At 68.3% G+C, this 18,416-nt stretch carries 18 protein-coding genes; 6 read left to right on the top strand and 12 right to left on the bottom strand.

Annotation, left to right across the window (positions count from 1 at the left end; all coding sequences use genetic code 11):
• Positions 1-7 precede the first annotated feature (7 nt).
• On the bottom strand, positions 8-514 hold the full coding sequence (locus ABFT43_RS01670) for a DUF2505 domain-containing protein (protein ID WP_347958672.1): 507 nt from the start codon (positions 512-514) through the stop codon (positions 8-10).
• A gap of 38 nt (positions 515-552) precedes the next feature.
• Between ABFT43_RS01670 and ABFT43_RS01665 the strand changes: the two genes are divergently transcribed.
• On the top strand, positions 553-1,659 hold the full coding sequence (locus ABFT43_RS01665) for a UDP-N-acetylmuramate dehydrogenase (RefSeq protein ID WP_347958671.1): 1,107 nt from the start codon (positions 553-555) through the stop codon (positions 1,657-1,659).
• 46 nt (positions 1,660-1,705) lie between these two features.
• Here the strand turns inward: ABFT43_RS01665 and ABFT43_RS01660 are convergent, their stop codons facing one another.
• From ABFT43_RS01660 to ABFT43_RS01635, 6 genes are all read right to left on the bottom strand, one after another.
• Positions 1,706-2,863: an alpha/beta fold hydrolase gene (locus tag ABFT43_RS01660; protein WP_457590084.1), complete on the bottom strand. Its 1,158-nt coding sequence runs from the start codon at positions 2,861-2,863 to the stop codon at positions 1,706-1,708.
• A 43-nt stretch (positions 2,864-2,906) separates the two neighbouring features.
• Positions 2,907-3,731, bottom strand: a complete 825-nt coding sequence (locus ABFT43_RS01655) for a MerR family transcriptional regulator (protein ID WP_347958669.1) — start codon at positions 3,729-3,731, stop codon at positions 2,907-2,909.
• 6 nt (positions 3,732-3,737) lie between these two features.
• Positions 3,738-4,034 (bottom strand): DUF2516 family protein, encoded by a 297-nt coding sequence (locus tag ABFT43_RS01650; RefSeq protein WP_457590095.1) that lies wholly within the window; start codon positions 4,032-4,034, stop codon positions 3,738-3,740.
• Between the two features lie 160 nt (positions 4,035-4,194).
• Positions 4,195-5,544: a histone H1-like repetitive region-containing protein gene (locus tag ABFT43_RS01645; protein ID WP_347958667.1), complete on the bottom strand. Its 1,350-nt coding sequence runs from the start codon at positions 5,542-5,544 to the stop codon at positions 4,195-4,197.
• Positions 5,545-5,615: 71 nt separating this feature from the next.
• On the bottom strand, positions 5,616-6,128 hold the full coding sequence (locus ABFT43_RS01640) for a helix-turn-helix domain-containing protein (RefSeq protein WP_347958666.1): 513 nt from the start codon (positions 6,126-6,128) through the stop codon (positions 5,616-5,618).
• A gap of 241 nt (positions 6,129-6,369) precedes the next feature.
• Entirely contained in the window at positions 6,370-7,710 is a 1,341-nt protein-coding gene (locus ABFT43_RS01635) for a DUF445 domain-containing protein (protein WP_347958665.1), read from the bottom strand.
• 41 nt (positions 7,711-7,751) lie between these two features.
• Here ABFT43_RS01635 and ABFT43_RS01630 point away from each other — a divergent pair, with 41 nt between their 5' ends.
• The 3 genes from ABFT43_RS01630 to ABFT43_RS01620 are packed head-to-tail and all read left to right on the top strand — an operon-like array spanning position 7,752 to position 10,296.
• Positions 7,752-8,642 (top strand): TetR/AcrR family transcriptional regulator, encoded by an 891-nt coding sequence (locus ABFT43_RS01630; protein WP_347959241.1) that lies wholly within the window; start codon positions 7,752-7,754, stop codon positions 8,640-8,642.
• Positions 8,639-9,448, top strand: coding sequence for an SDR family NAD(P)-dependent oxidoreductase (locus ABFT43_RS01625; RefSeq protein WP_347958664.1), 810 nt, complete (start codon positions 8,639-8,641; stop codon positions 9,446-9,448). The genes ABFT43_RS01630 and ABFT43_RS01625 overlap by 4 nt, the downstream gene beginning before the upstream one ends.
• Positions 9,445-10,296 (top strand): polyphosphate kinase 2 family protein, encoded by an 852-nt coding sequence (locus ABFT43_RS01620; protein ID WP_347958663.1) that lies wholly within the window; start codon positions 9,445-9,447, stop codon positions 10,294-10,296. Before ABFT43_RS01625 ends, ABFT43_RS01620 begins: the two co-directional genes overlap by 4 nt.
• 13 nt (positions 10,297-10,309) lie before the next feature.
• On the opposite strand, the gene ABFT43_RS01615 is transcribed toward ABFT43_RS01620, so the two are convergent.
• The gene (locus tag ABFT43_RS01615; RefSeq protein ID WP_347958662.1) at positions 10,310-11,488 is read right to left on the bottom strand and encodes a benzoate/H(+) symporter BenE family transporter; all 1,179 of its coding nucleotides are present in this window, start codon (positions 11,486-11,488) and stop codon (positions 10,310-10,312) included.
• A gap of 74 nt (positions 11,489-11,562) precedes the next feature.
• Here ABFT43_RS01615 and ABFT43_RS01610 point away from each other — a divergent pair, with 74 nt between their 5' ends.
• Complete coding sequence (locus ABFT43_RS01610) at positions 11,563-12,207, top strand: helix-turn-helix domain-containing protein (RefSeq protein ID WP_457590083.1); 645 nt, start codon at positions 11,563-11,565, stop codon at positions 12,205-12,207.
• Between the two features lie 49 nt (positions 12,208-12,256).
• On the opposite strand, the gene ABFT43_RS01605 is transcribed toward ABFT43_RS01610, so the two are convergent.
• The 4 genes from ABFT43_RS01605 to ABFT43_RS01590 all read right to left on the bottom strand — a co-directional run bounded on the left by ABFT43_RS01605 (position 12,257) and on the right by ABFT43_RS01590 (position 16,897).
• A complete protein-coding gene (locus ABFT43_RS01605) occupies positions 12,257-13,036 on the bottom strand; it encodes a heparin-binding hemagglutinin (RefSeq protein WP_347958661.1) in 780 nt (259 codons plus the stop codon).
• Between the two features lie 279 nt (positions 13,037-13,315).
• Entirely contained in the window at positions 13,316-14,218 is a 903-nt protein-coding gene (locus ABFT43_RS01600) for a 3-hydroxybutyryl-CoA dehydrogenase (protein WP_347958660.1), read from the bottom strand.
• Positions 14,219-14,364: 146 nt separating this feature from the next.
• Positions 14,365-15,660, bottom strand: coding sequence for an isocitrate lyase (aceA, locus tag ABFT43_RS01595; RefSeq protein ID WP_347958659.1), 1,296 nt, complete (start codon positions 15,658-15,660; stop codon positions 14,365-14,367).
• Between the two features lie 472 nt (positions 15,661-16,132).
• A complete protein-coding gene (locus ABFT43_RS01590; RefSeq protein ID WP_347959240.1) occupies positions 16,133-16,897 on the bottom strand; it encodes a hypothetical protein in 765 nt (254 codons plus the stop codon).
• A gap of 84 nt (positions 16,898-16,981) precedes the next feature.
• On the opposite strand from ABFT43_RS01590, the gene ramB reads away from it, so the two are divergent.
• Positions 16,982-18,412 carry an acetate metabolism transcriptional regulator RamB gene (gene ramB, locus ABFT43_RS01585; protein ID WP_347958658.1) on the top strand — a complete coding sequence of 477 codons (1,431 nt, stop codon included), beginning with the start codon at positions 16,982-16,984 and terminating at the stop codon, positions 18,410-18,412.
• Positions 18,413-18,416 lie beyond the last annotated feature (4 nt).

The following is an 18,416-nucleotide window of genomic DNA, read 5'->3' as shown; positions in this document are numbered from 1 at the left end:
GACCAGGCTACGTCAGCGGATTTTCCGCCTCGAAATCGACGGTGTGGCCCCGCTCGTGATCGAGCAGGCCGACCAGCTCGTCGACCACGGCTTTCTCGATCTTCCCACCGAACAGCGGGAGGTTGACCGAGACCTCCGCGGCGCACTCGCTCACCGCCGGATCGCCGCTGGTCACGATGCGGCCCGTCACGTTCACCGGGACCGGCGCACCCTCGACGGTCGCGTGGATGTCGCCCTCGATCCGGTCGCCGACCAGGCGATAGGTGTTCTTGCGCGGAATCCGGAGATCGCCGGGCATGACCTTGGTGACCGCCGACGGCAGCCGGTCGGCCGGGATGCCCTGGCTCATCTCGACGGTGACGGCGTCGCCGGCGATCGACACCTTCTCCACATAGCCGTGGCCGGAGTTCATCCGCTCGACCAGCTCGTGCCAGTACTGCTCTGTGGTGTAGATCGCCCACAGCCGCTGCGTCGAGAACGGGTAGGACACCGAATGGGAAAGCTTGCTCGCCATGCGGAGAACGCTACAGCCCGCCGGTTAACGTTTAGAGCGTGACCGACACGCAGGCGCCCCTGAGCGCTCCCCTCGCCGAGCTGACCACCCTGCGGCTGGGCGGACCCGCCCGCGAGATCGTGCGCTGCACCGACACCCGGACCATCGTCGAGACCATCACCGAGCTCGACGCGAGGTCCGAGCCGGTGCTCGTCATCGGTGGCGGTTCCAACCTGGTGATCGGCGACGCCGGGTTCGACGGCACGGCCGTGGTCCTGGGCAGCGACCGGATCGCCTTCGACACCGGTCGCGAGTCGGGACGCACCCATGTGGTCGCCGACGCGGGCGTGAACTGGGACGAGCTGGTCGCCGCGACCGTCGACGCCGGGTACGGCGGGCTCGAGTGCCTGTCGGGCATCCCGGGCGCCGCGGGCGCGACGCCGGTACAGAACGTCGGCGCCTACGGCGTCGAGGTCGCCGACATCCTGCGCTCGGTGCAGGTTCTCGACCGCAGGTCGGGCACGCTGCGCTGGGTGTCCCCGGGCGAACTGGGCCTCGGCTACCGCACCAGCAACCTCAAGCACCGCCACGATTTCGTCGTGGTCGCGGTGTCCTTCTGGCTGAACGACGACCGCCGGAGCCGGCCGATCCGCTATCGCGAACTGGCCTCGAAGGTCGGCGTCGAACCGGGTGAACGCGTCGACGCCGCGACCGCCCGCGAGGCCGTGCTGGAACTGCGACGCGGCAAGGGCATGGTCCTCGACCCCGACGACTTCGACACCTGGAGCGCCGGGTCGTTCTTCACCAACCCGATCGTCCCCGGGGACGACGCCCCGGAGATCCTCGACCGGATCGCCGCACGCGTCGGCGAGGACGTCACCATCCCCACCTACCCCGCGGGACCGCAGCCGAACGCACCGGCGGGAGCACATGCGATCAAGCTCTCCGCCGGCTGGCTCATCGAGCGCGCGGGGTTCTCGCGTGGCCACCCCGGACCCGACTCACCCGTGCGACTGTCGACGAAACACACCCTGGCACTGACGAATCGGGGCTCGGCCACCACCGAGCAACTCCTGGGACTGGCCCGTCAGGTGCGCGACGGGGTGTTCGATGTCTTCGGGGTCACCCTCGAGCCCGAGCCGGTCTTCGTGAACTGCTCGCTCTGACCGACGTCCCCGCTCCGGCGAACATCCCGCCGGAGCGCGGCGGCTCTCAGCCGAGCCGCTGTCCGGCCTTCTCGTTGTCGGAGACCTCGGCGACGTTGTCGGAGACCTCGGCGACGTTGTCGGAGACCTCGGCGACGAGGTCTTCGAGCATCTCGTCGAAGGACTCGGCCGCCTCGATGCTCGACATGTGGCCGACACCCTCGTAGACGACGAGATCACGCAGAGAACCGTTGCGCCGCAGCACTTCCGCCATCTGTTCGGCGTGCTTGGGCGGGGTGAGCCGGTCCTCGGTGCCGACGACCACGACGGTCGGCACGGTCAGCGCCTCGAGCCCGGCGGTCACGTCGAGCCTGCCCATCGCGGAACCCCAGCCCGCGCGGGCGCGGGGCGGGCAGGCGCCGACCATCTCGTCGACGAACTCGACGTGCGCCTTGCGCGCGTTCGGACCCAGCGCGAGATAGTGCGAGAAGCGCACGCCCAGAGGCGTTTTCGGGATCGGGACGGGCACCGAGGTGATCGCCTTGGTGGTGACCGGGGTGAACCGCCGCGCGTAGGCGGGCAGGTCCACGGGGACGAGTCCGTGGTTCTCCATGACGGCCTTGGCCGCGGTGGATACCAGCACGACCGCGGAGACCCGGGTGCCGACCTTGTCCGGGTACTGCTGCGCCCACGACATGATGGTCATGCCACCCATGCTGTGGCCCACCAGGATCGCGCGGCGACCGGCGGGCACGGTGGCCTCGAGCACCGCATCGAGATCCTGTCCGAGCATGGCGACCGTCGGGCGGCGGCGTCCCCGCTCGCTCCGGCCGTGGCCGCGCTGGTCGTAGACGATGACGCGGCGGTCTCCGGCCTCGGGCGTGATGAGGTGGTTGATCTGCGGGTACCAGTACGCGGTGTTGCAGGTCCAGCCGTGGACCATGACGAAGACGTCGCCGGCGGGATCGTCGTCGTCGGCGCCGTAGATCTCGACGTTCAGCCCGGTGCCGTCGGGCGTGCGCACCACCTGCCGGCGGGGCGCGACCCGGGGCTCGGAGAGCAGCTCGTCGGGGCCGTCGTCGACGGCCGGTGCGACCCGCAGCGCCTCACGAGTGATCCCGAGCAGGACGGTTCCGACGCCCACCCCGATCGCCCCGGCGCCGATCGCGGTCGCGATCCCGCCCACTTTGGCCAACGACTTCGTGTTCACCGGCACTCCTCGCATTCGGGCGGATCAGGTGATCCGCCGCCGAGGGACGCCGTCAGGTTCAGCGTCCCGTGTCGGTGTTCAATGTACCAATGTCCGTTGTCTCGTAGCCCGGGCCGGACTTCTCGCGCCCGTCCTCGCCCATGTCGGAGGCCTGGGCGTCGTCGCGGGCGGCGTCGAAGTATGTCGCGGCCTCGCCGATCGCCTTCGAGATCTGCTCGTCGAGGGCCTTGCGGAAGGTCGACTCGACGATGTCGTGCGCCATCGGGCGCACCGTCTGGATGAGGTCGGCCATCTTGCTGACGCCCTTTTCACCCAGGTCCGGCAGGTTCTCGTCGAAGTACTTGTCGGTGATGATCGAGACGAAGCTCTTGGCGACGTCCTCGAGATCCTCCTGGACCCGCACCCATCGGTCGAGCAGGAGCTCGAGATCGACCCCGGCCTTCACCAGGACCTCGGCACCCTCGAGCAGCTCGGGGTTCTTGATGGCGTAGTGGGTTCCGTCCTTGACCAGCAGCCCGAGTTTCTGGCTGAGCGCGATGGACCGGTCGGTGGCGTTGAGCGTCTTCTTCAGCTCGGCGATGGTGATGGTCGCGGCGCGCTTGAAGTTGCGGAACCGGCCGCCCTTGGGTGAACCGCGGAGCACCTGCTCCACGCGCATGCCGTGGTGGGCGGCATGGAGCAGCTCACTGATCGTCGCGAAGGTGTACCCGCGTTCGAGCATGCGGGAGATGAGGTTCAGGCGAACGAGGTGCTGATCCGAATACCAGCCGGCACGACCGCGGATCGTGGGCGGCGGGAGCAGTCCCCGGTCCTGGTAGACCCTGATGTTGCGAACGCTGACACCCGACGCCTCGGCCAGGTCGTTGATCCGATACTCCGCCACTGTGCATCAGGCCTTTTTGCTGAACCAGGACTTGCCCTGGATGTCGTCGACCCGCTTGCGGACGTCGACGAGATACACGAGCATCGCGACCACGCCGACGATGTACAGCAGCGACGGGGCCTGGAAGAACCAGATGAACAGCGTCGCCCCGGCAAGGATCGACACCCAGATCACCTTGGTCTGACGATCGACCGCCGGAAACGCGTCGGCCCGCTGGATGGCCGCGTGGATCAGACACACGACCGCGGCGACACCCGCGACAACCGTCAGCGCCAACAGGATCAGATTCTGTCCGGCCGCCATCACGGTGAAGAAGTCCACGCCAACACTGTAGTCGCGGACGTCACGCTTGTATCAAAGCCCCACGCGGACGACCCAGAAGCCCAGGTGGTCCATGGGCGACCGGCCCTCGGATCGGGCGGTGACGATCGGCCCTCGGATCGGGCGGTGACCGATCCGAGGCTCAGTTCGCCTTCGGAGCGGTCCTCTTGGCAGGCGCCTTCTTGGCCGCGGCTTTCTTGGCGGTGGCCTTCTTGGCGGTGGCCTTCTTGGCGGTGGCCTGCTGTGCGGTGGCCTGCTGTGCGGTGGCCTGCTTGGCAGGCGCCTTCTTGGCCGTCCTCTTCGCCGCCGTCTGCTTCGCCGCTGTCTGCTTCGCCGCCGTCTGCTTCGCCGCCGTCTGCTTCGCCGCCGTCTGCTTCGCCGCCGTCTTCTTCGCGGTGGCCTTGTCGGCCGTCGCCTTGGCGGCCGCGGCGCGGGCAGCGCTGGCCGTCCTCACCGTCGTCTTCTTGGGTGCCGTCTTCTTCGCAGGGGTTCGCTTGGCGGCGGCCCGGTCCGCCGCAGCCCTCGTCGCGGACGCCTTCTTCGCAGGAGCCTTCTTCGCGGACGCCTTCTTCGCAGGAGCTTGCCGTGCGGTGGGCTTCTGTGCGGTGGGCTTCTGTGCGGTGGGCTTCTGTGCGGTGGGCTTCTGTGCGGTGGGTTTCTGTGGGGTGGGCTTCTGTGGGGTGGGCTCCTGCACAGGAGCCTCCTCGGCCGCGGCCTCGGTCGCGGGCTCCTTCTTCGCGGGAGCCTTCTGCGCGGACGCCTTCTGCGCGGACGCCTTCTTCGTGGGCTCCTCCGGTTCGGCATCGGTCAGCGGCGCGGCCTCCGCGGCGGGTTTCGGCGCGTCCTTCTCCGGGGACCTCGCGGGCTCGGCGTCCTCGCTCAGTCCGGCCAGGCGCAGTGCGCGTTCGCCGACGGCCCGCGTCTGCTCCGAGATCGTCCCCAGCGCCTCCTCGGTGAGCCCGACCGCGTCGTTGTAGACCTTCTCCAGCTTCGGCAGGTTGGCCCCGACGACCGGCCGCGACCGCAACCTCTCGACGGCCTCGTCCCGCCGCTCCGACAGCGCGGTCAACAATCCGGCCGCGACCGCGAGATACGCCTCAGCGACCTTCCGCAGCTCTTCGGTCGAGAACCGTGCCCGCAGTTCCTCGATCTCGACGGGCAGCTCCACCGGCAACGTCGACAGCTTCGACCTCGCCTCCTCGAAGATCGCGAGGGCCGTTGCGAGCGCCTCGTCGATCCTTGCCTGCGCCTCGTCGCGGGAACCCTGGATGCGCGCCTGGGTCTGCCCGACGGTCTCGGCGAGTCGCGCTTGCGCTTGCTCGGCGGTCTCGGCGAGTCGCGCCTGGGTCTGTTCGACGGTCTCGGCGAGCCTCGATTGGGTCTCCGCGATGCGGGATTGCGCCTGCTCGGACGCGGCCTCACCCCGCCCCCGGACCTCGGCCAGCAACGCGGCCACCTGTCCCACTGCCGCTGTCAACGGGTTCTCGCTCATGCAGCTTCTCCTCGGTCGGCTCTCTTGCGCACTCGTTGATGGATCCGGGCTCATCAGCGGCTAGGGCTCAGCTACTCATGGCCGTTCGACTCGTTGGCGTTCTCCTTGCGGAAGGACTCGTAGATCTCCAACAGCATCTGCTTCTGGCGTTCGTTGATCGAGTCATCTGCGATCAGAGCATCACGAACCGGGCTCGCGGGGCGTTCTTCGAGAATTCCCGCGCGCACATACAAGACCTCCGCGGATACCCTGAGGCCCTTGGCGATCTGGGCGAGGACATCCGCCGACGGTTTGCGCAGTCCGCGTTCGATCTGACTGAGATAAGGATTGCTGACCCCGGCCCGTTCGGCGAGCTGTCGCAGCGACACCTTCGCCGCGACACGCTGCGATCGGATGAAGGCCCCGATGTCCTGGGCCGCATTCGTCACCGCATCCTGGGCCGCGTTGGCCACCGCCTCGACGGCTTCCACCGCGCCGGCCGTGTGGTTCCCGTCCCCGTCCGGCGAGTTGCCCGACGCAGCGTCGCCGGACTCGGCCTCGCCGCCGGCGGCGTCGAGGGAAGCCTCGTCCTTCTCGCGCTTCATCACGCTCCGTTCGCAGGGTCGTTCTCCGCGGGGCGGCCGAGAACCACCCGGGCACCCCCGCATTCCCTCAGTATCGGCGCAGGTGCTAGCACGTGCAAGCACACTGCAAATCCGTGTGTGCCACATTCGGCGTCCCCGCGTGCCGGATGTCTCACCGGCGTGGCCTCCGCCGGTCAGCGCAGAATCGACACCGGTACTCGACCGACGTCAGCGGATGATCGACAGCAGCGGATGATCGACATCAGTGGAAGATCAACACCGACACGGTGTGGATGGCCAGGCCGGCCAGCGCGCCGACCACGGTTCCGTTGATCCGGATGAACTGCAGGTCACGACCCACCTGCAGTTCGATCTTGCGGCTCGTGTCGTCGGCATCCCAGCCGCGCACGGTGTCGGTGATGACCGAGATGATCTCCTGCGAGTAGTTCGCGGCGATGTGATGGGCGACGCGCGCCACCCAGCCGTTCATCTTCTCCTGCAGCGGCCGGTCGTCCCGAATCCTGGTGGCCAGCTGGATGATCGAGTCGGCGAGGGTGTTCCGCAACGTCGAGTTCGGATCGTCGAGCATCTGCTCGATGACGGCCTTGCCGGTCTTCCACGCGGTCGACGCCGCGCCGGTCACCTCGTCGCGACCGACCAACTCCTGCTTGATGTTCTCGAACCTGGCGATCATCTCCGGGTCGTTTTGCAGGTCGTCGGCGAACTTCTCCACGAATTCGTGCATGGCACGGCGCAATTCGTGGCCCGGGTCGTTCTTCACCTTGAAGGTGAACTCGACGAGCTCGCGGTAGATCTTGTCGCCCACCAGTGCGTTCACGAACCGCGGAGTCCACTGCGGACCGTCGCGGTCCACGACGCGGTCGATGACGTCCTGGCTGCCGAGGGCCCATTCGTGCGCGCGGTCGCACAGCATCTGGAAGACCGGTTCGAGCCGGTCCTCGGCGATCAGTTGCTCAAGGATGCGGCCGGTCGGCGGCGCCCACTCGGGTTCGGCGGCCCACTTGAGTGCGGCCTGGATCAGCTGCTCGACGTCCTCGTCGCGCAGCATCTCCGACGCCAGCTGGATCGCGCGCGCCGCCTCCGCGGAGATGCGGGGCTGGTTCTTCGGGTCCGCGACCCAGGTCGACAGTCGGCGGGGCAGGTCGATCTGCTCGGCGCGCCGGACCACGACGTCGGGCGTCATGAAGTTCTCCTCGATGAACCCACCGAGCTGGTCGCCGATGTCGTCCTTCTTCTTCCGGATCAGCGCCGTGTGCGGGATGGGCAGGCCCAGCGGATGCCGGAACAGCGCGGTCACCGCGAACCAGTCGGCGAGGGCACCGACCATGCCGGCCTCCGACGCCGCCCGGACGAAGCCGACCCAGGCGGCCACGTCGTCGCCGTCGCGATGCTCGATGTAGCGGGTGAGCAGGTACACGAGGGCCGCGAACACCAGGAACCCGGTCGCGACGGCCTTCATCTTGCGGAGGTCCCGGCGCCGGCGGGCGTCGCCGGCGGAGTCCACACCGAATCCCGGGGCGGACGGCGGTGTCGCCTCTCCCCCCGGCTCGTCGGCGACTCCTGGGATCACTGTCGATGCCATGGCACCAGTGTCACCCATCAACCGACTACGCTGGCTGCGTGATGGCCAACCGCCCGAATCCCGCAGCCGCCGCGCGTGCCGCGATGGCGGCTGCGGCCAATGTGACGCGCGGCCTCGAACAGGTGCTGACCACGGTCACCGAGACCGGCGGCGGCAAGCCCGACGGACGCAAGCAGCGCTGGGAGAAGCACAAGCTCGCCCGCCGCACCGAGCTGACCGACGGGGTCATCTCCGCGGTCCGTGAACTGGGCGCGGACGTCGGCATGGACGAGATCGCCGCCCACATCGGCGTGTCCAAGACGGTGCTCTACCGGTATTTCACCGACAAGAGCGATCTCGGCGTCGCGGCCACGCTCCGGTTCTTCGAGACGACCATCTGGCCGCGACTGACCGATGCGATCTCCGACGACGTCGACGAGTACACGCTCACCCACACCATCATCGGTGTGTACGTCCATGCGGTCGACGACGAACCGAATCTCTACCGGTTCGCGCTCGCCAGCTCCCCGACGTCCTCCCCCGCCCCGGCCGAGTCGGTCCGGCTCGTCTCGCAGCTGGTCATGAGCAGCATGGTGATGCGCATGGCCGAGCGCGGTTCCGACACCACGGGGGCGGAACTGTGGGCAAACGCCCTCGTCGGGGGCATCCAGCACGTCGTCGACTGGTGGATGACCAGCCGCACACTCGACGCCGACCAGGTCGTCGACTACCTGACGATGATGGTCTGGAGTTCGGTCGTCGGCATCGCCGCGGTCGAGGGGTCGCGGGAGGCGTTCATGGCCGCGCCGCCGCCACTGCCGGAACCGCCCGGGGACGCCCCCGACTCCCATGCCCCCGACTCCAATGCCCCCGACTCCCATGTCGCCGACTCCATTGCACCCGACTCCGATGTCGCCGGCGCCGACGCCAGCGACGCCCCCACCGGCTCATGACCCGGGTCGCACTGGTGACCGGCGGGAGCCGGGGTGTGGGGTTCGGGATCGCGCGTGCGCTCGTCGATGACGGCTGGACCACCTACGTCACCTCTCGTCACGGGACCGGACCCGAGGGCGCCCTCGCGCTCGCGTGCGATCACACCGACGACACCGCGGTCGCCGACGTCTTCGAGACGATCGCCGACGCGCAGGGGCGGCTCGACCTGCTGGTCAACAACGCATGGGCATCGCCGAAGGGGTTCGGCGGATTCTCCGACCCGTTCTGGAAGAGGCCCGTCGACGACTGGGACACCCTGATCGGGGTCGGGTTGCGCGCCCACTACGTCGCGTCGGTATACGCTGCCCGGACGATGACCGAACAGGGCAGCGGGCTCATCGCGAACATCTCGTCGTTCGGCTCGCGCGGACACCTGCATTCGGTGCTCTACGGCATGAGCAAGACCGCCCTCGACAAGATGGCAGCCGACATGGCCGCCGAGCTGAAGGGCACCGGGGTGACCGCGGTGTCGTTGTGGCTCGGCCTGATCCGCACCGAACTCCTGCTGTCGCTCGGCGTCGACGAGTTCGCCGGATTCTCGCTCGAGCGTGCCGAGGACCCGGAGTTCGTGGGCCGGGTCATCTCCCGGCTCGCCTCCGATCCGCAACTGGCCGACGTGAACGGGCACACCCTGATCACCGCGGAACTCGGCGCGCGCTACGGGATCGTGAACAACGACGGGACGCCGCCGGATTCGCATCGCGGCGCCTTCGGTGGCGGTCCGCTCTTCCCACCCGACGTGGAGACCCGAGAGGACGCCCCATGAGCAAAGGATGGTCAGCCCCCGCCGCCGAGGTCCTACGCGCGAGCGCCGTCGGTCAGATCGCCTCCTTCGACCCCGATTCGACTCCCGGATTCGACGGCGACAAGGACCTCGGCGCCGAACTCCTCGCCGAGCGCGGCGCGAAACTGGCCGAGCTGCAGGAGTTGTTGTACGCCAACGGCCGTTCCGGCGACCACCGCTCGGTGTTGCTGGTGTTGCAGGGCATGGACACCGCGGGAAAGGGTGGCATCGTGCGCCACGTCGGCGGCCTGCTCGACCCACAGGGTCTGGCCATCAAGGGATTCGGCAAGCCGACGCCGGAGGAACTGCAGCACGACTTCCTGTGGCGCATCCACAAGGCCTTGCCGGCCGCCGGCCGGATCGGCATCTTCGACCGCTCCCATTACGAGGACGTGCTGCCGGTACGTGTGCACGACCTCGTTCCGAGGTCGGAATGGGAGAAGCGCTACGACATCATCAACCAGTTCGAATCCGAACTGGTCGCGAGCGGTACCACGATCATCAAGTGTTGCCTGGTGGTATCGAAGGACGAACAGAAGAATCGGCTCGGCGAGCGACTCGACCGGCCGGACAAGTACTGGAAGTACAACCCCGGCGACCTCGACGAACGCGCCCACTGGGACGCATATCTAGAGGCCTACCAGGCGATCTTCGATCTCACGGACAAGGACCCGGCGCCCTGGTTCGTGATCCCGGCCAACCGCAAGTGGTTCTCGCGGCTGGCGGTGTGCGAGTTGTTGTACAGCGCCCTCGCGGGTCTCGATCTCGAGTGGCCGAAGGCCGATTTCGACGTCGAGGCGGAGAAGAAGCGGCTCGCGGCCGCGGACTGATCCGGCCTGCCGCTCACCGCCGCTTCAGCACCCCGTATGCCGACAGGCCCACCACGAGCGCCCAGAACGCGCCGCCGATCCCGGCGAAGGTGACGCCGGCCGCGGCGGTGACGAACGTGAGCGCGGCGGGAATGCGGAACTCCTCCTTCTCGAAGGCACCGACGACCGCCGAGCCGAAGGTCGCGAGAAGCGCCAGTCCCGCAACGGCTTCCAACAACCCGTCAGGCGCGATCGAGGCGATCGCCACCAGCACCCCCGACAGGACCGCCAGCACCAGGTAGGTCGCGCCCGCGGAGACGCCGGCGATCCAACGCCGTGACGGGTCGTCTCCGGCCTCCGGTCCCGCGGCGAGCGCGGCCGACAGCGCCGCCAGGTTGGTCGCATGCGCGCCGAACGGCGCCCCGACGACCGTCCCCGCCCCGGTCACGAACATGGCCGAACGCCAGGGCGTTTCGTAGCCGAACGATTTCAGCACCGCGACCCCGGGCACGTTCTGCGAGGCCATCGTGACGATGTAGAGCGGGATGGCGATGCCGACGACGGCCGCGACGTCGAAGGTCGGTGTGGTCCAGGACAGTTGCGGCCACCATGTCTGCCCACCCCGGCCTTCGTGACCGTCGACCGCGAGATGCACGCCGATCACGATGAACGCGGTGACCAGCGCGAGCGGCAGCGCCCACCGGGTGAGCCACCGCATCGCGACGACCCAGGCGACGAGGATCGGCAACGTCGACCACGGTTGCGCGGCAAGCGATGCCATCGGCGCCAGACAAAGGGTGAGGAGCACGCCGGCGAGCATCGCCTGTGCGATCGGGGTGGGAATGCGACCGATGCGCTCGCCGAGCGCGGGTACCAGACCGGTCGCGAGGATCAGCAGCCCGACGACGAGGAACGCCCCCACCGCCGCCGGCCAGGCGCCCTCGTACGAGTTCGCCATCGACGCCAGCAGCGCGGCGCCCGGCGTCGACCACGCGAGCGTGACAGGCCGTCGCGTCCGCAGCGACAGGAAGAGCATACCGAGACCGAACGTCACCGACAACGCGAGCAGGCCCGACGCCGATTGCGTCGGCGTCGCGCCCACCGCGCGCAGGCCCGCGATCACCACGACGAACGACGAGGTGAAGCCCACCAGCGAAGCGACGACACCGGCGATGATCGGTTCGCTCCGGGTCGACGCCGAAGTGCTGGTCATGCGCCCGAGCATAACGGTATCGTTCCGTAAACAGAACACCCGAATCCGAGACACGAGACAGATCCCGGGGAGCGATGACGACGGGCGACCAACGACGACGCGTGGTCGGCGCACGGATCACCACGTTGCGCGAGCAGCGCGGCATGAGCCTGTCCACACTCGCCCGCAAAGCCGGCATCGGCAAGGGATCGCTGTCCGAACTCGAAGCCGGACGACGTAATCCGACACTCGACACGCTGTACGCGGTCGCCGGACCGCTCGGCGTGCCGCTCACGGCACTGCTCGGCGAGGACACCGGCGCGGAGGGCACGAGCCCCCATCTCGCCGCCCGACTCCTCCACGTCGAGCACCTCCCCGACGGCAGCACCACCGAGGTGTTCTGGCTCAGCGTCTCCCCCGGCGGCGTCCGCGAATCCCCGGCGCACGGCCCCGGCGTCGTCGAACACATCCTCGTCGTCAGCGGCGACCTCGAGGCCGGCCCCGTCGGCGAGGAACGCTCCGCCCGGTCCGGCGAGTCGCTGGAGTGGGCATCGGACGTCCCGCACACCTACCGCAGCACCGACGGCGTCCTCGCGGTCCTCACGATCCGTTCGCCCGGCTCTCCGCGAGAGCGTTCCTTCCCCGCGTCGGCCGGCGGACAAGCGATTTCTTCCCACGTGAGCAGCAGCGCCTACGGGAAGCAATCCGCCCCACCAAGACACGACAGCGCCCCGCCGTGACGACGGGGCGCTGTTGATCGAAGTGCGCTGTGTTCGCTTGCGCGAGAGACTACTTGGTGGTCGCCTTCTTGGCCGGGGCCTTCTTGGCGGCGGTCTTCTTGGCGGGCGCCTTCTTCACCGACGGAACCGACTCCTCCTTGGCGGCGGCGACCTTCTTGGCCGGCGACTCCTTGGCGGTGCGGCCCTTGGCCTCGACAGTGCCTGCGGCGCCGTCGATCTCGGTGGCGAACTCTTCGGCCTGCTCCTTGATGTCGGAACCGGCCTCCTCGATGGCGATCGCGGCGTCCTCGACCTCTTCACTCACGCGACCGGCCAGCTTGGCGGCGCGCTCGCCGACGAGGCGGGTCTGCGAGGAGACGACACCGAGGGCGTCCTCGGTGAGGTCGACGGCCTCGTTGTAGACCTTCTCGACGCGCGAGAGGTTCTCCTGGACAACCGGCTTGGTGCGCAGGCGCTCGAGGGTGGCCTCGCCGCGCTCGGCCAGTGAGTTGTAGAACTCGGTCGCCTTCTCGACGTAGGGATCCGCGAGCTTCTTGAGCTCCTCGGCGGTGAGCTTGCCGCGGATCTCCTCGATCTCGGCGGGCACTTCCTCCTGGAGCGAGGTCAGCTTGGTCTTGATCTCGTCGAAGCGGCTCTGAGCGGTCTCGGGCAGCTCGGTGACGAGGCTCTTGGTCTCGGTGTAGCGAGCCTCGAGACGCGCCTGAGCGGTCTCGGCGGCGGCCTCGGTGCGCTCGCGCAGCTCGGTGATCTTCTCGGTGACCTGCGTGATGGCGAAGTCGCCGGCACCGACAGCGGCGTAGAGGGGTGCGTAGTTACGGGTGGTGGTCACGAGGGACTCCTTTGTGGTCTCTGGTCACCAATCGCGCTGCAGCACATGCGGTCTCGCTGATCTCGGCTTCTTTGCCGGGCGTATGTCGATTGTCCGTCGGACATAACGCCACCGTGCGAGATGAGCCGAACCGCGGCGCCATCGGTATTGGTGCTTCCGCAGTCCAGTATCCACGTCGTGCTAGCAAATGCAAGCGTTCTGCTAACGCGTGTGGTTCACGTCACTCGGGCCGGCCGGAACGGCCCGCCGTGTCGGGTTTTACACGCCGGTCCCGGCGCGCTACACCCGCGCCGGGACGGCCTTGCCCGATCCCTTGCGCTCGTACTCGTAGAAACCGTGCCCGGCCTTCTTGCCGAGGCGCCCGGACTCGACCATGCGCACCAGCAGCGCCGGCGGCGCGTAGAGGGCCTCGCCGAACTCCTCGTTCATCCGCTCGGCGATCACCTTCACGGTGTCGAGACCCACGAGGTCGGCGAGCTTGAGCGGTCCCATCGGATGGGCGCAGCCCAGCACCATGGCCTTGTCGACGTCCTCGACGGTGGCGAAGCCGCTCTCGACCATCCGGATCGCGGAGAGGAGATAGGGGACCAGGAGCGCGTTGACGACAAAGCCGGAGCGGTCGGCGGAGCGGATGACCTGCTTGCCGAGCACGTCGTGCGCGAATGCCTCGGTACGGGCGGTGATCTCGGGACCGGTCACCGACGTGGTGACCAACTCGACCAGGGGCAGCACCGGCACCGGGTTGAAGAAGTGCAGGCCGATCACGCGTTCGGGATGGCGCGTCGCGGCGCCCAGGGTGCGGATCGGGATCGAGGAGGTGTTCGACGCGAGGATCGCGTCGGGGTCGGTGACGACCTCGTCGAGGCGGGTGAAGATCTCGACCTTGACCGCCTCGTCCTCGACGACGGACTCGACGACGAGGTCCCGATCGGCGAAATCGCCGAGATCGCAGGTGAAGCGGAGACGCGCGGCGGCCTGATCGCGTTCCCGCTCGGTCAGCTTGCCGCTCGACACACCCCGGTCGAGCGAACCCAGGATGCGCGAGCGTCCTGCGGAGATGAGCTCACGCGTGGCCTCGTGGACGAGGACGTCCACCTGGGCCCGGGCACAGACCTCGGCGATACCCGAGCCCATCTGTCCGGCACCGACGACGCCCACGCGGGCGATCTTCTGGCTGGTCATTGTCGGCTCCTGGAAAGACACGCGGCATCTCCGAAAGGGTGTGGAGACGAAGAGCCCGGGGTGAGCGGGTCGGAAAACCCCGCTCACCCCGGGTCATCTGTCAGCCACGAATCGAAGTCACACCAAGGTGCGACCGATGTGAGTTCCTAGTGGAACTGGCCCTCTTCGGTCGAGCCCTTCAGCGCGGTGGTCGAGCTGTTCGGGTCGACGGTGGTGGCGATGGTGTCGAAGTAACCGGCGCCGACCTCACGCTGGTGCTTGACGGCGGTGAAGCCACGCTCCTCGGCGGCCTTGAACTCGCGGTTCTGCAGGTCGACGAAGGCGGTCATCTGGTTGCGGGCGTAGCCGTAGGCCAGATCGAACATGCCGTAGTTGAGCGAGTGGAAGCCGGCCAGGGTGATGAACTGGAAGGCGAAGCCCATGGCGCCGAGCTCGTTCTGGAACTTGGCGATGGTGGCGTCGTCGAGGTGCTTGCTCCAGTTGAACGACGGGCTGCAGTTGTAGGCGAGCAGCTGATCGGGGTACTCGGCCTTGACAGCCTCGGCGAACTTGCGGGCCAGCTCGAGATCCGGGGTGCCGGTCTCCATCCAGATCAGGTCGGCGTACGGAGCGTAGGACTTCGCACGCGCGATGCACGGCTCGATGCCGTTCTTCACGTGGTAGTAGCCCTCGGCGGTGCGCTCACCGGTGATGAACTCGCGGTCGCGCTCGTCCACATCGGAGGTGATGAGGGTCGCGGCCTCGGCGTCGGTACGCGCGATGACGACGGTGGGGACACCGGCGACGTCGGCGGCCAGGCGAGCCGAGTTCAGGGTGCGGATGTGCTGCTGGGTCGGGATGAGCACCTTGCCACCGAGGTGACCGCACTTCTTCTCCGAGGCGAGCTGATCCTCCCAGTGGGTACCGGCGGCACCCGCGGCGATCATGGCCTTCTGCAGCTCGTAGACGTTGAGGGCGCCACCGAAGCCGGCCTCGCCGTCGGCGACGATCGGCACGAGCCAGTTGTCGACCGAGGTGTCACCCTCGACGCGGGCGATCTCGTCGGCGCGGAGCAGCGCGTTGTTGATGCGGCGAACGACGTTCGGAACCGAGTTCGCCGGGTACAGCGACTGGTCGGGGTAGGTGTGACCGGCGAGGTTCGCGTCACCGGCGACCTGCCAACCCGAGAGGTACACGGCCTTCAGGCCGGCGCGGACCTGCTGCACGGCCTGGTTGCCGGTGAGGGCGCCCAGAGCGTTGATGTAGCTGCCATCACCCTTGGTGACGCCCTCCCACAGGATCTCGGCGCCACGGCGGGCGAGGGTGTGCTCCTCGACGACCGAGCCCTGCAGCTCGGCGACCTGCTCGGCGGTGTAATCGCGCTTGACGTTCTTCCAGCGGGGGTTGGTGTCCCAGTCCTGCTGGATCTCCGCAGCGGTGCGGGGCTTTCCGACGTTGCTCATTGGCTACTTCGCTTTCGTTGTCCTGCTCGTCCCGTCCGTTCGGATCGGGGCGACCGGCCCGGCACGACGCCAAGGCCTGGAGTGCTGACAGACATCCGACATCGATCCGCAAGAGTGGTTACTCGCGAGTTCCGGCGACCGCGTCGTCCGGACTTTGCGAACTCTTGGGATTGAGTCCGTGGTGCCTGCAGCAAGAGTGCCACAAGACAAACCTGCAGGTCCAACCCTTGCGACATGCGAATTCGGGCTATTTTTTGACGACAGTTTGCAAAGGTTGCAAATCTTCACGTGTGAAAACCGGGGCGACTCCGCCAAAAAAGTACGCGCGTACTGGGATTTTCCTACCCGACAGTACGCTCGATCGGTCGCGCCTGGTCGGTCACGTCCACGACCCGCGGCGCACGCGGACACGCCGCACAGTGATGTCTTTCACACGTCGCGACGCCCGCCCGAGCGGCGGCGAGCGCGCGTGTCAGCGCTCGACGACGCGCTCGAGCGCCGCGGAGAACAGCTTCGTGAAGGCCGCCGGATCGAGCGGTTCCACCGGCGCGGTGGGCGGATTCGATGCCGGGGTCGTCTCCCCCGCCACCGTCAGCTGGACCGTCACCGGCCCCGACGACGGGCGGTCGAGCGCCGCGTATCCGGCGTATCCGGTCTGTCGCCGCACCCCGCCGTCGGGCAGGTTCGTGGTGACCTCGGACCGGGTGAGCAGCACCTGCTCCCCCACCCCGAGGCCGCCGGGGACCTTCGGCTGCGGCAGTTCGGTGTACTCGGTGACGACCCGGCTGCCCGCCAGGTTGCCGGTGGTGATCTCGGTCGTCGTGCGCGCACACCGGCCGGTGGTGGCCACCCGGTCGGCGTCGATGTCCCGCGCCGCGGATGTGACCAGTTCGACCAGCACCCCGGCCGGGCCACGGGCCCCGAGGACCGCGGCGTTGTCGTCGGACAGCTTCGGGTTGAGGGCCTCGTCGGCGGTGGGGCGGCAGAAATCCGGGGTCACCCGAGTGGTCCGGGCCGCGTCGATGCCGGCCTGGTTTGCCGCGACGAGATCGGCGACGGAGACCGATTCGAGCCGGAACCCGGCCGGCAGGTCCGACACGGCGAGCACCAGGTCCGCCGGCGAGCTCGGCGGCGCGACGGCCGCCGAATCGGAGCAGCCGGCGACCGTGACCACCATGGCGACGACCGCGGCGGGCACGACCACGGACGCCGCGATCGACCTGCGGCGTCGACCCATGAGCCGGCCCCCGAGTGAACGCACGCGGTCACCGTACCCTGAAGAGGATCATCGATCCTCCATCCCCTGTTCCGGAGGTGGCAAGTGAGCAGGACCTACGTCGGTTCCCGTCTGAGGCAGCTGCGAAGTGAGCGCGGACTCTCCCAGGTGGCGCTCGCGCAGACGCTCGGGATCTCGGCGTCGTACCTCAACCAGATCGAGCACGACGCCCGTCCGCTGACCGCGTCGGTGTTGCGTCGCATCACCGAGGCGTTCGGCGTCGACGCCGGGTTCTTCGACTCCCAGGACGACATCCGGCTGGTCGCCGAACTCCGTGAGGTGCTGCTCGACGACGACGTGGAGGCCGCGCCGGGAGCGCAGGACGCGCAGCAGATCAGCGCGATGGTCGCCTCCCACCCCGAGATCGCGCAGGCGATGGTGAATCTCCACCGCCGCTACCGCATCGCCACCGACCAGCTGGCCGCCGCCACCGACGAGCGCGGTGACCGGTCCATGCGCGGCACCATCAGCGCCCCGCACGAGGAGGTGCGCGACTACTTCTACCAGCGGCGCAACTACATCCACGAGCTCGACGTCGCCGCCGAGGAGATGACCAACCGGATGCGCATGCACTCCGGGGACATCCGGCGAGAGATCATGAACCGCATCGAGAACGTGCACGGCATCGCGATCGTGCGCCGCGTCGACCTCGGCGATTACGTGTTGCACCGGTTCAACCGGGAGGAACGCCGGATCGAGTTCTCCGCCGCGCTCTCCGCGGGTCAGCGGACGTTCAAACTCGCCAGCGAACTCTGTTATCTCGAGTACCACGACCTGTTGAACGAACTCGTCGACCAGGGGAACTTCACCAGCGAGGACGCCCGGTCGCTGGCACTGTTGGGCCTGGCCAACTACTTCGCCGCCGCGGTGGTCCTCCCCTACAGCCAGTTCCACGGCGCCGCAGAGGATTTCCGCTACGACATCGAACGCTTGTCGGCGTTCTACCAGGTGTCCTACGAGACGATCTGCCACCGCCTCTCGACGCTGCAGCGACCGAACCTCCGGGGCATCCCGTGGTCGTTCGTGCGCGTCGACCGCGCCGGAAACATGTCGAAACGCCAGTCCGCCACCGGTTTCCACTTCTCGTCGAGCGGCGGCACCTGCCCGTTGTGGAACGTGTACGAGACATTCGCGTCGCCGGGCAAGATCCTCACCCAGATCGCCGAGATGCCCGACGGCCGCAACTACTTCTGGGTGGCCCGCACCGTGGAACGACGCGCGGCCCGCTACGGCCAGCCGGGCAAGACCTTCGCGATCGGCATGGGATGCGAACTGCGCCATGCCGGTCGGGTGATCTACTCCGACGGCCTCGAGATCGGGCCGCAGGCGCACGTCACCCCGATCGGCGCCGGTTGCCGCGTCTGCGAGCGAACGAACTGCGCGCAGCGCGCCTTCCCGGCCCTCGGTGCGACCCTGCGCGTCAACGAGCACATGTCGACGGTGTCGCCGTACATGGCGATCACCGAGACCAAGTAGGGAC

The organism is Gordonia aurantiaca, from assembly GCF_039939235.1.
GTDB lineage: Bacteria > Actinomycetota > Actinomycetes > Mycobacteriales > Mycobacteriaceae > Gordonia.
Note: the sequence above shows the minus strand (reverse complement) of the source record. Positions and strands in the feature narration are given on the sequence as shown.

Excerpts from the sequence above, each read along its gene's own strand:
- ABFT43_RS01615 (WP_347958662.1), bottom strand. The coding sequence starts at position 11,488 with ATGACCAGCACTTCGGCGTCGACCCGGAGCGAACCGATCATCGCCGGT.
- ABFT43_RS01625 (WP_347958664.1), top strand. The coding sequence starts at position 8,639 with ATGACCCGGGTCGCACTGGTGACCGGCGGGAGCCGGGGTGTGGGGTTC.
- ABFT43_RS01645 (WP_347958667.1), bottom strand. The coding sequence starts at position 5,544 with ATGAGCGAGAACCCGTTGACAGCGGCAGTGGGACAGGTGGCCGCGTTG.
- ABFT43_RS01630 (WP_347959241.1), top strand. The coding sequence starts at position 7,752 with ATGGCCAACCGCCCGAATCCCGCAGCCGCCGCGCGTGCCGCGATGGCG.
- ABFT43_RS01650 (WP_457590095.1), bottom strand. The coding sequence starts at position 4,034 with ATGGCGGCCGGACAGAATCTGATCCTGTTGGCGCTGACGGTTGTCGCG.
- aceA (WP_347958659.1), bottom strand. The coding sequence starts at position 15,660 with ATGAGCAACGTCGGAAAGCCCCGCACCGCTGCGGAGATCCAGCAGGAC.
- ABFT43_RS01590 (WP_347959240.1), bottom strand. The coding sequence starts at position 16,897 with ATGGGTCGACGCCGCAGGTCGATCGCGGCGTCCGTGGTCGTGCCCGCC.
- ABFT43_RS01660 (WP_457590084.1), bottom strand. The coding sequence starts at position 2,863 with ATGCGAGGAGTGCCGGTGAACACGAAGTCGTTGGCCAAAGTGGGCGGG.
- ABFT43_RS01620 (WP_347958663.1), top strand. The coding sequence starts at position 9,445 with ATGAGCAAAGGATGGTCAGCCCCCGCCGCCGAGGTCCTACGCGCGAGC.
- ABFT43_RS01635 (WP_347958665.1), bottom strand. The coding sequence starts at position 7,710 with ATGGCATCGACAGTGATCCCAGGAGTCGCCGACGAGCCGGGGGGAGAG.
- ABFT43_RS01610 (WP_457590083.1), top strand. The coding sequence starts at position 11,563 with ATGACGACGGGCGACCAACGACGACGCGTGGTCGGCGCACGGATCACC.
- ABFT43_RS01640 (WP_347958666.1), bottom strand. The coding sequence starts at position 6,128 with ATGAAGCGCGAGAAGGACGAGGCTTCCCTCGACGCCGCCGGCGGCGAG.
- ABFT43_RS01670 (WP_347958672.1), bottom strand. The coding sequence starts at position 514 with ATGGCGAGCAAGCTTTCCCATTCGGTGTCCTACCCGTTCTCGACGCAG.
- ABFT43_RS01600 (WP_347958660.1), bottom strand. The coding sequence starts at position 14,218 with ATGACCAGCCAGAAGATCGCCCGCGTGGGCGTCGTCGGTGCCGGACAG.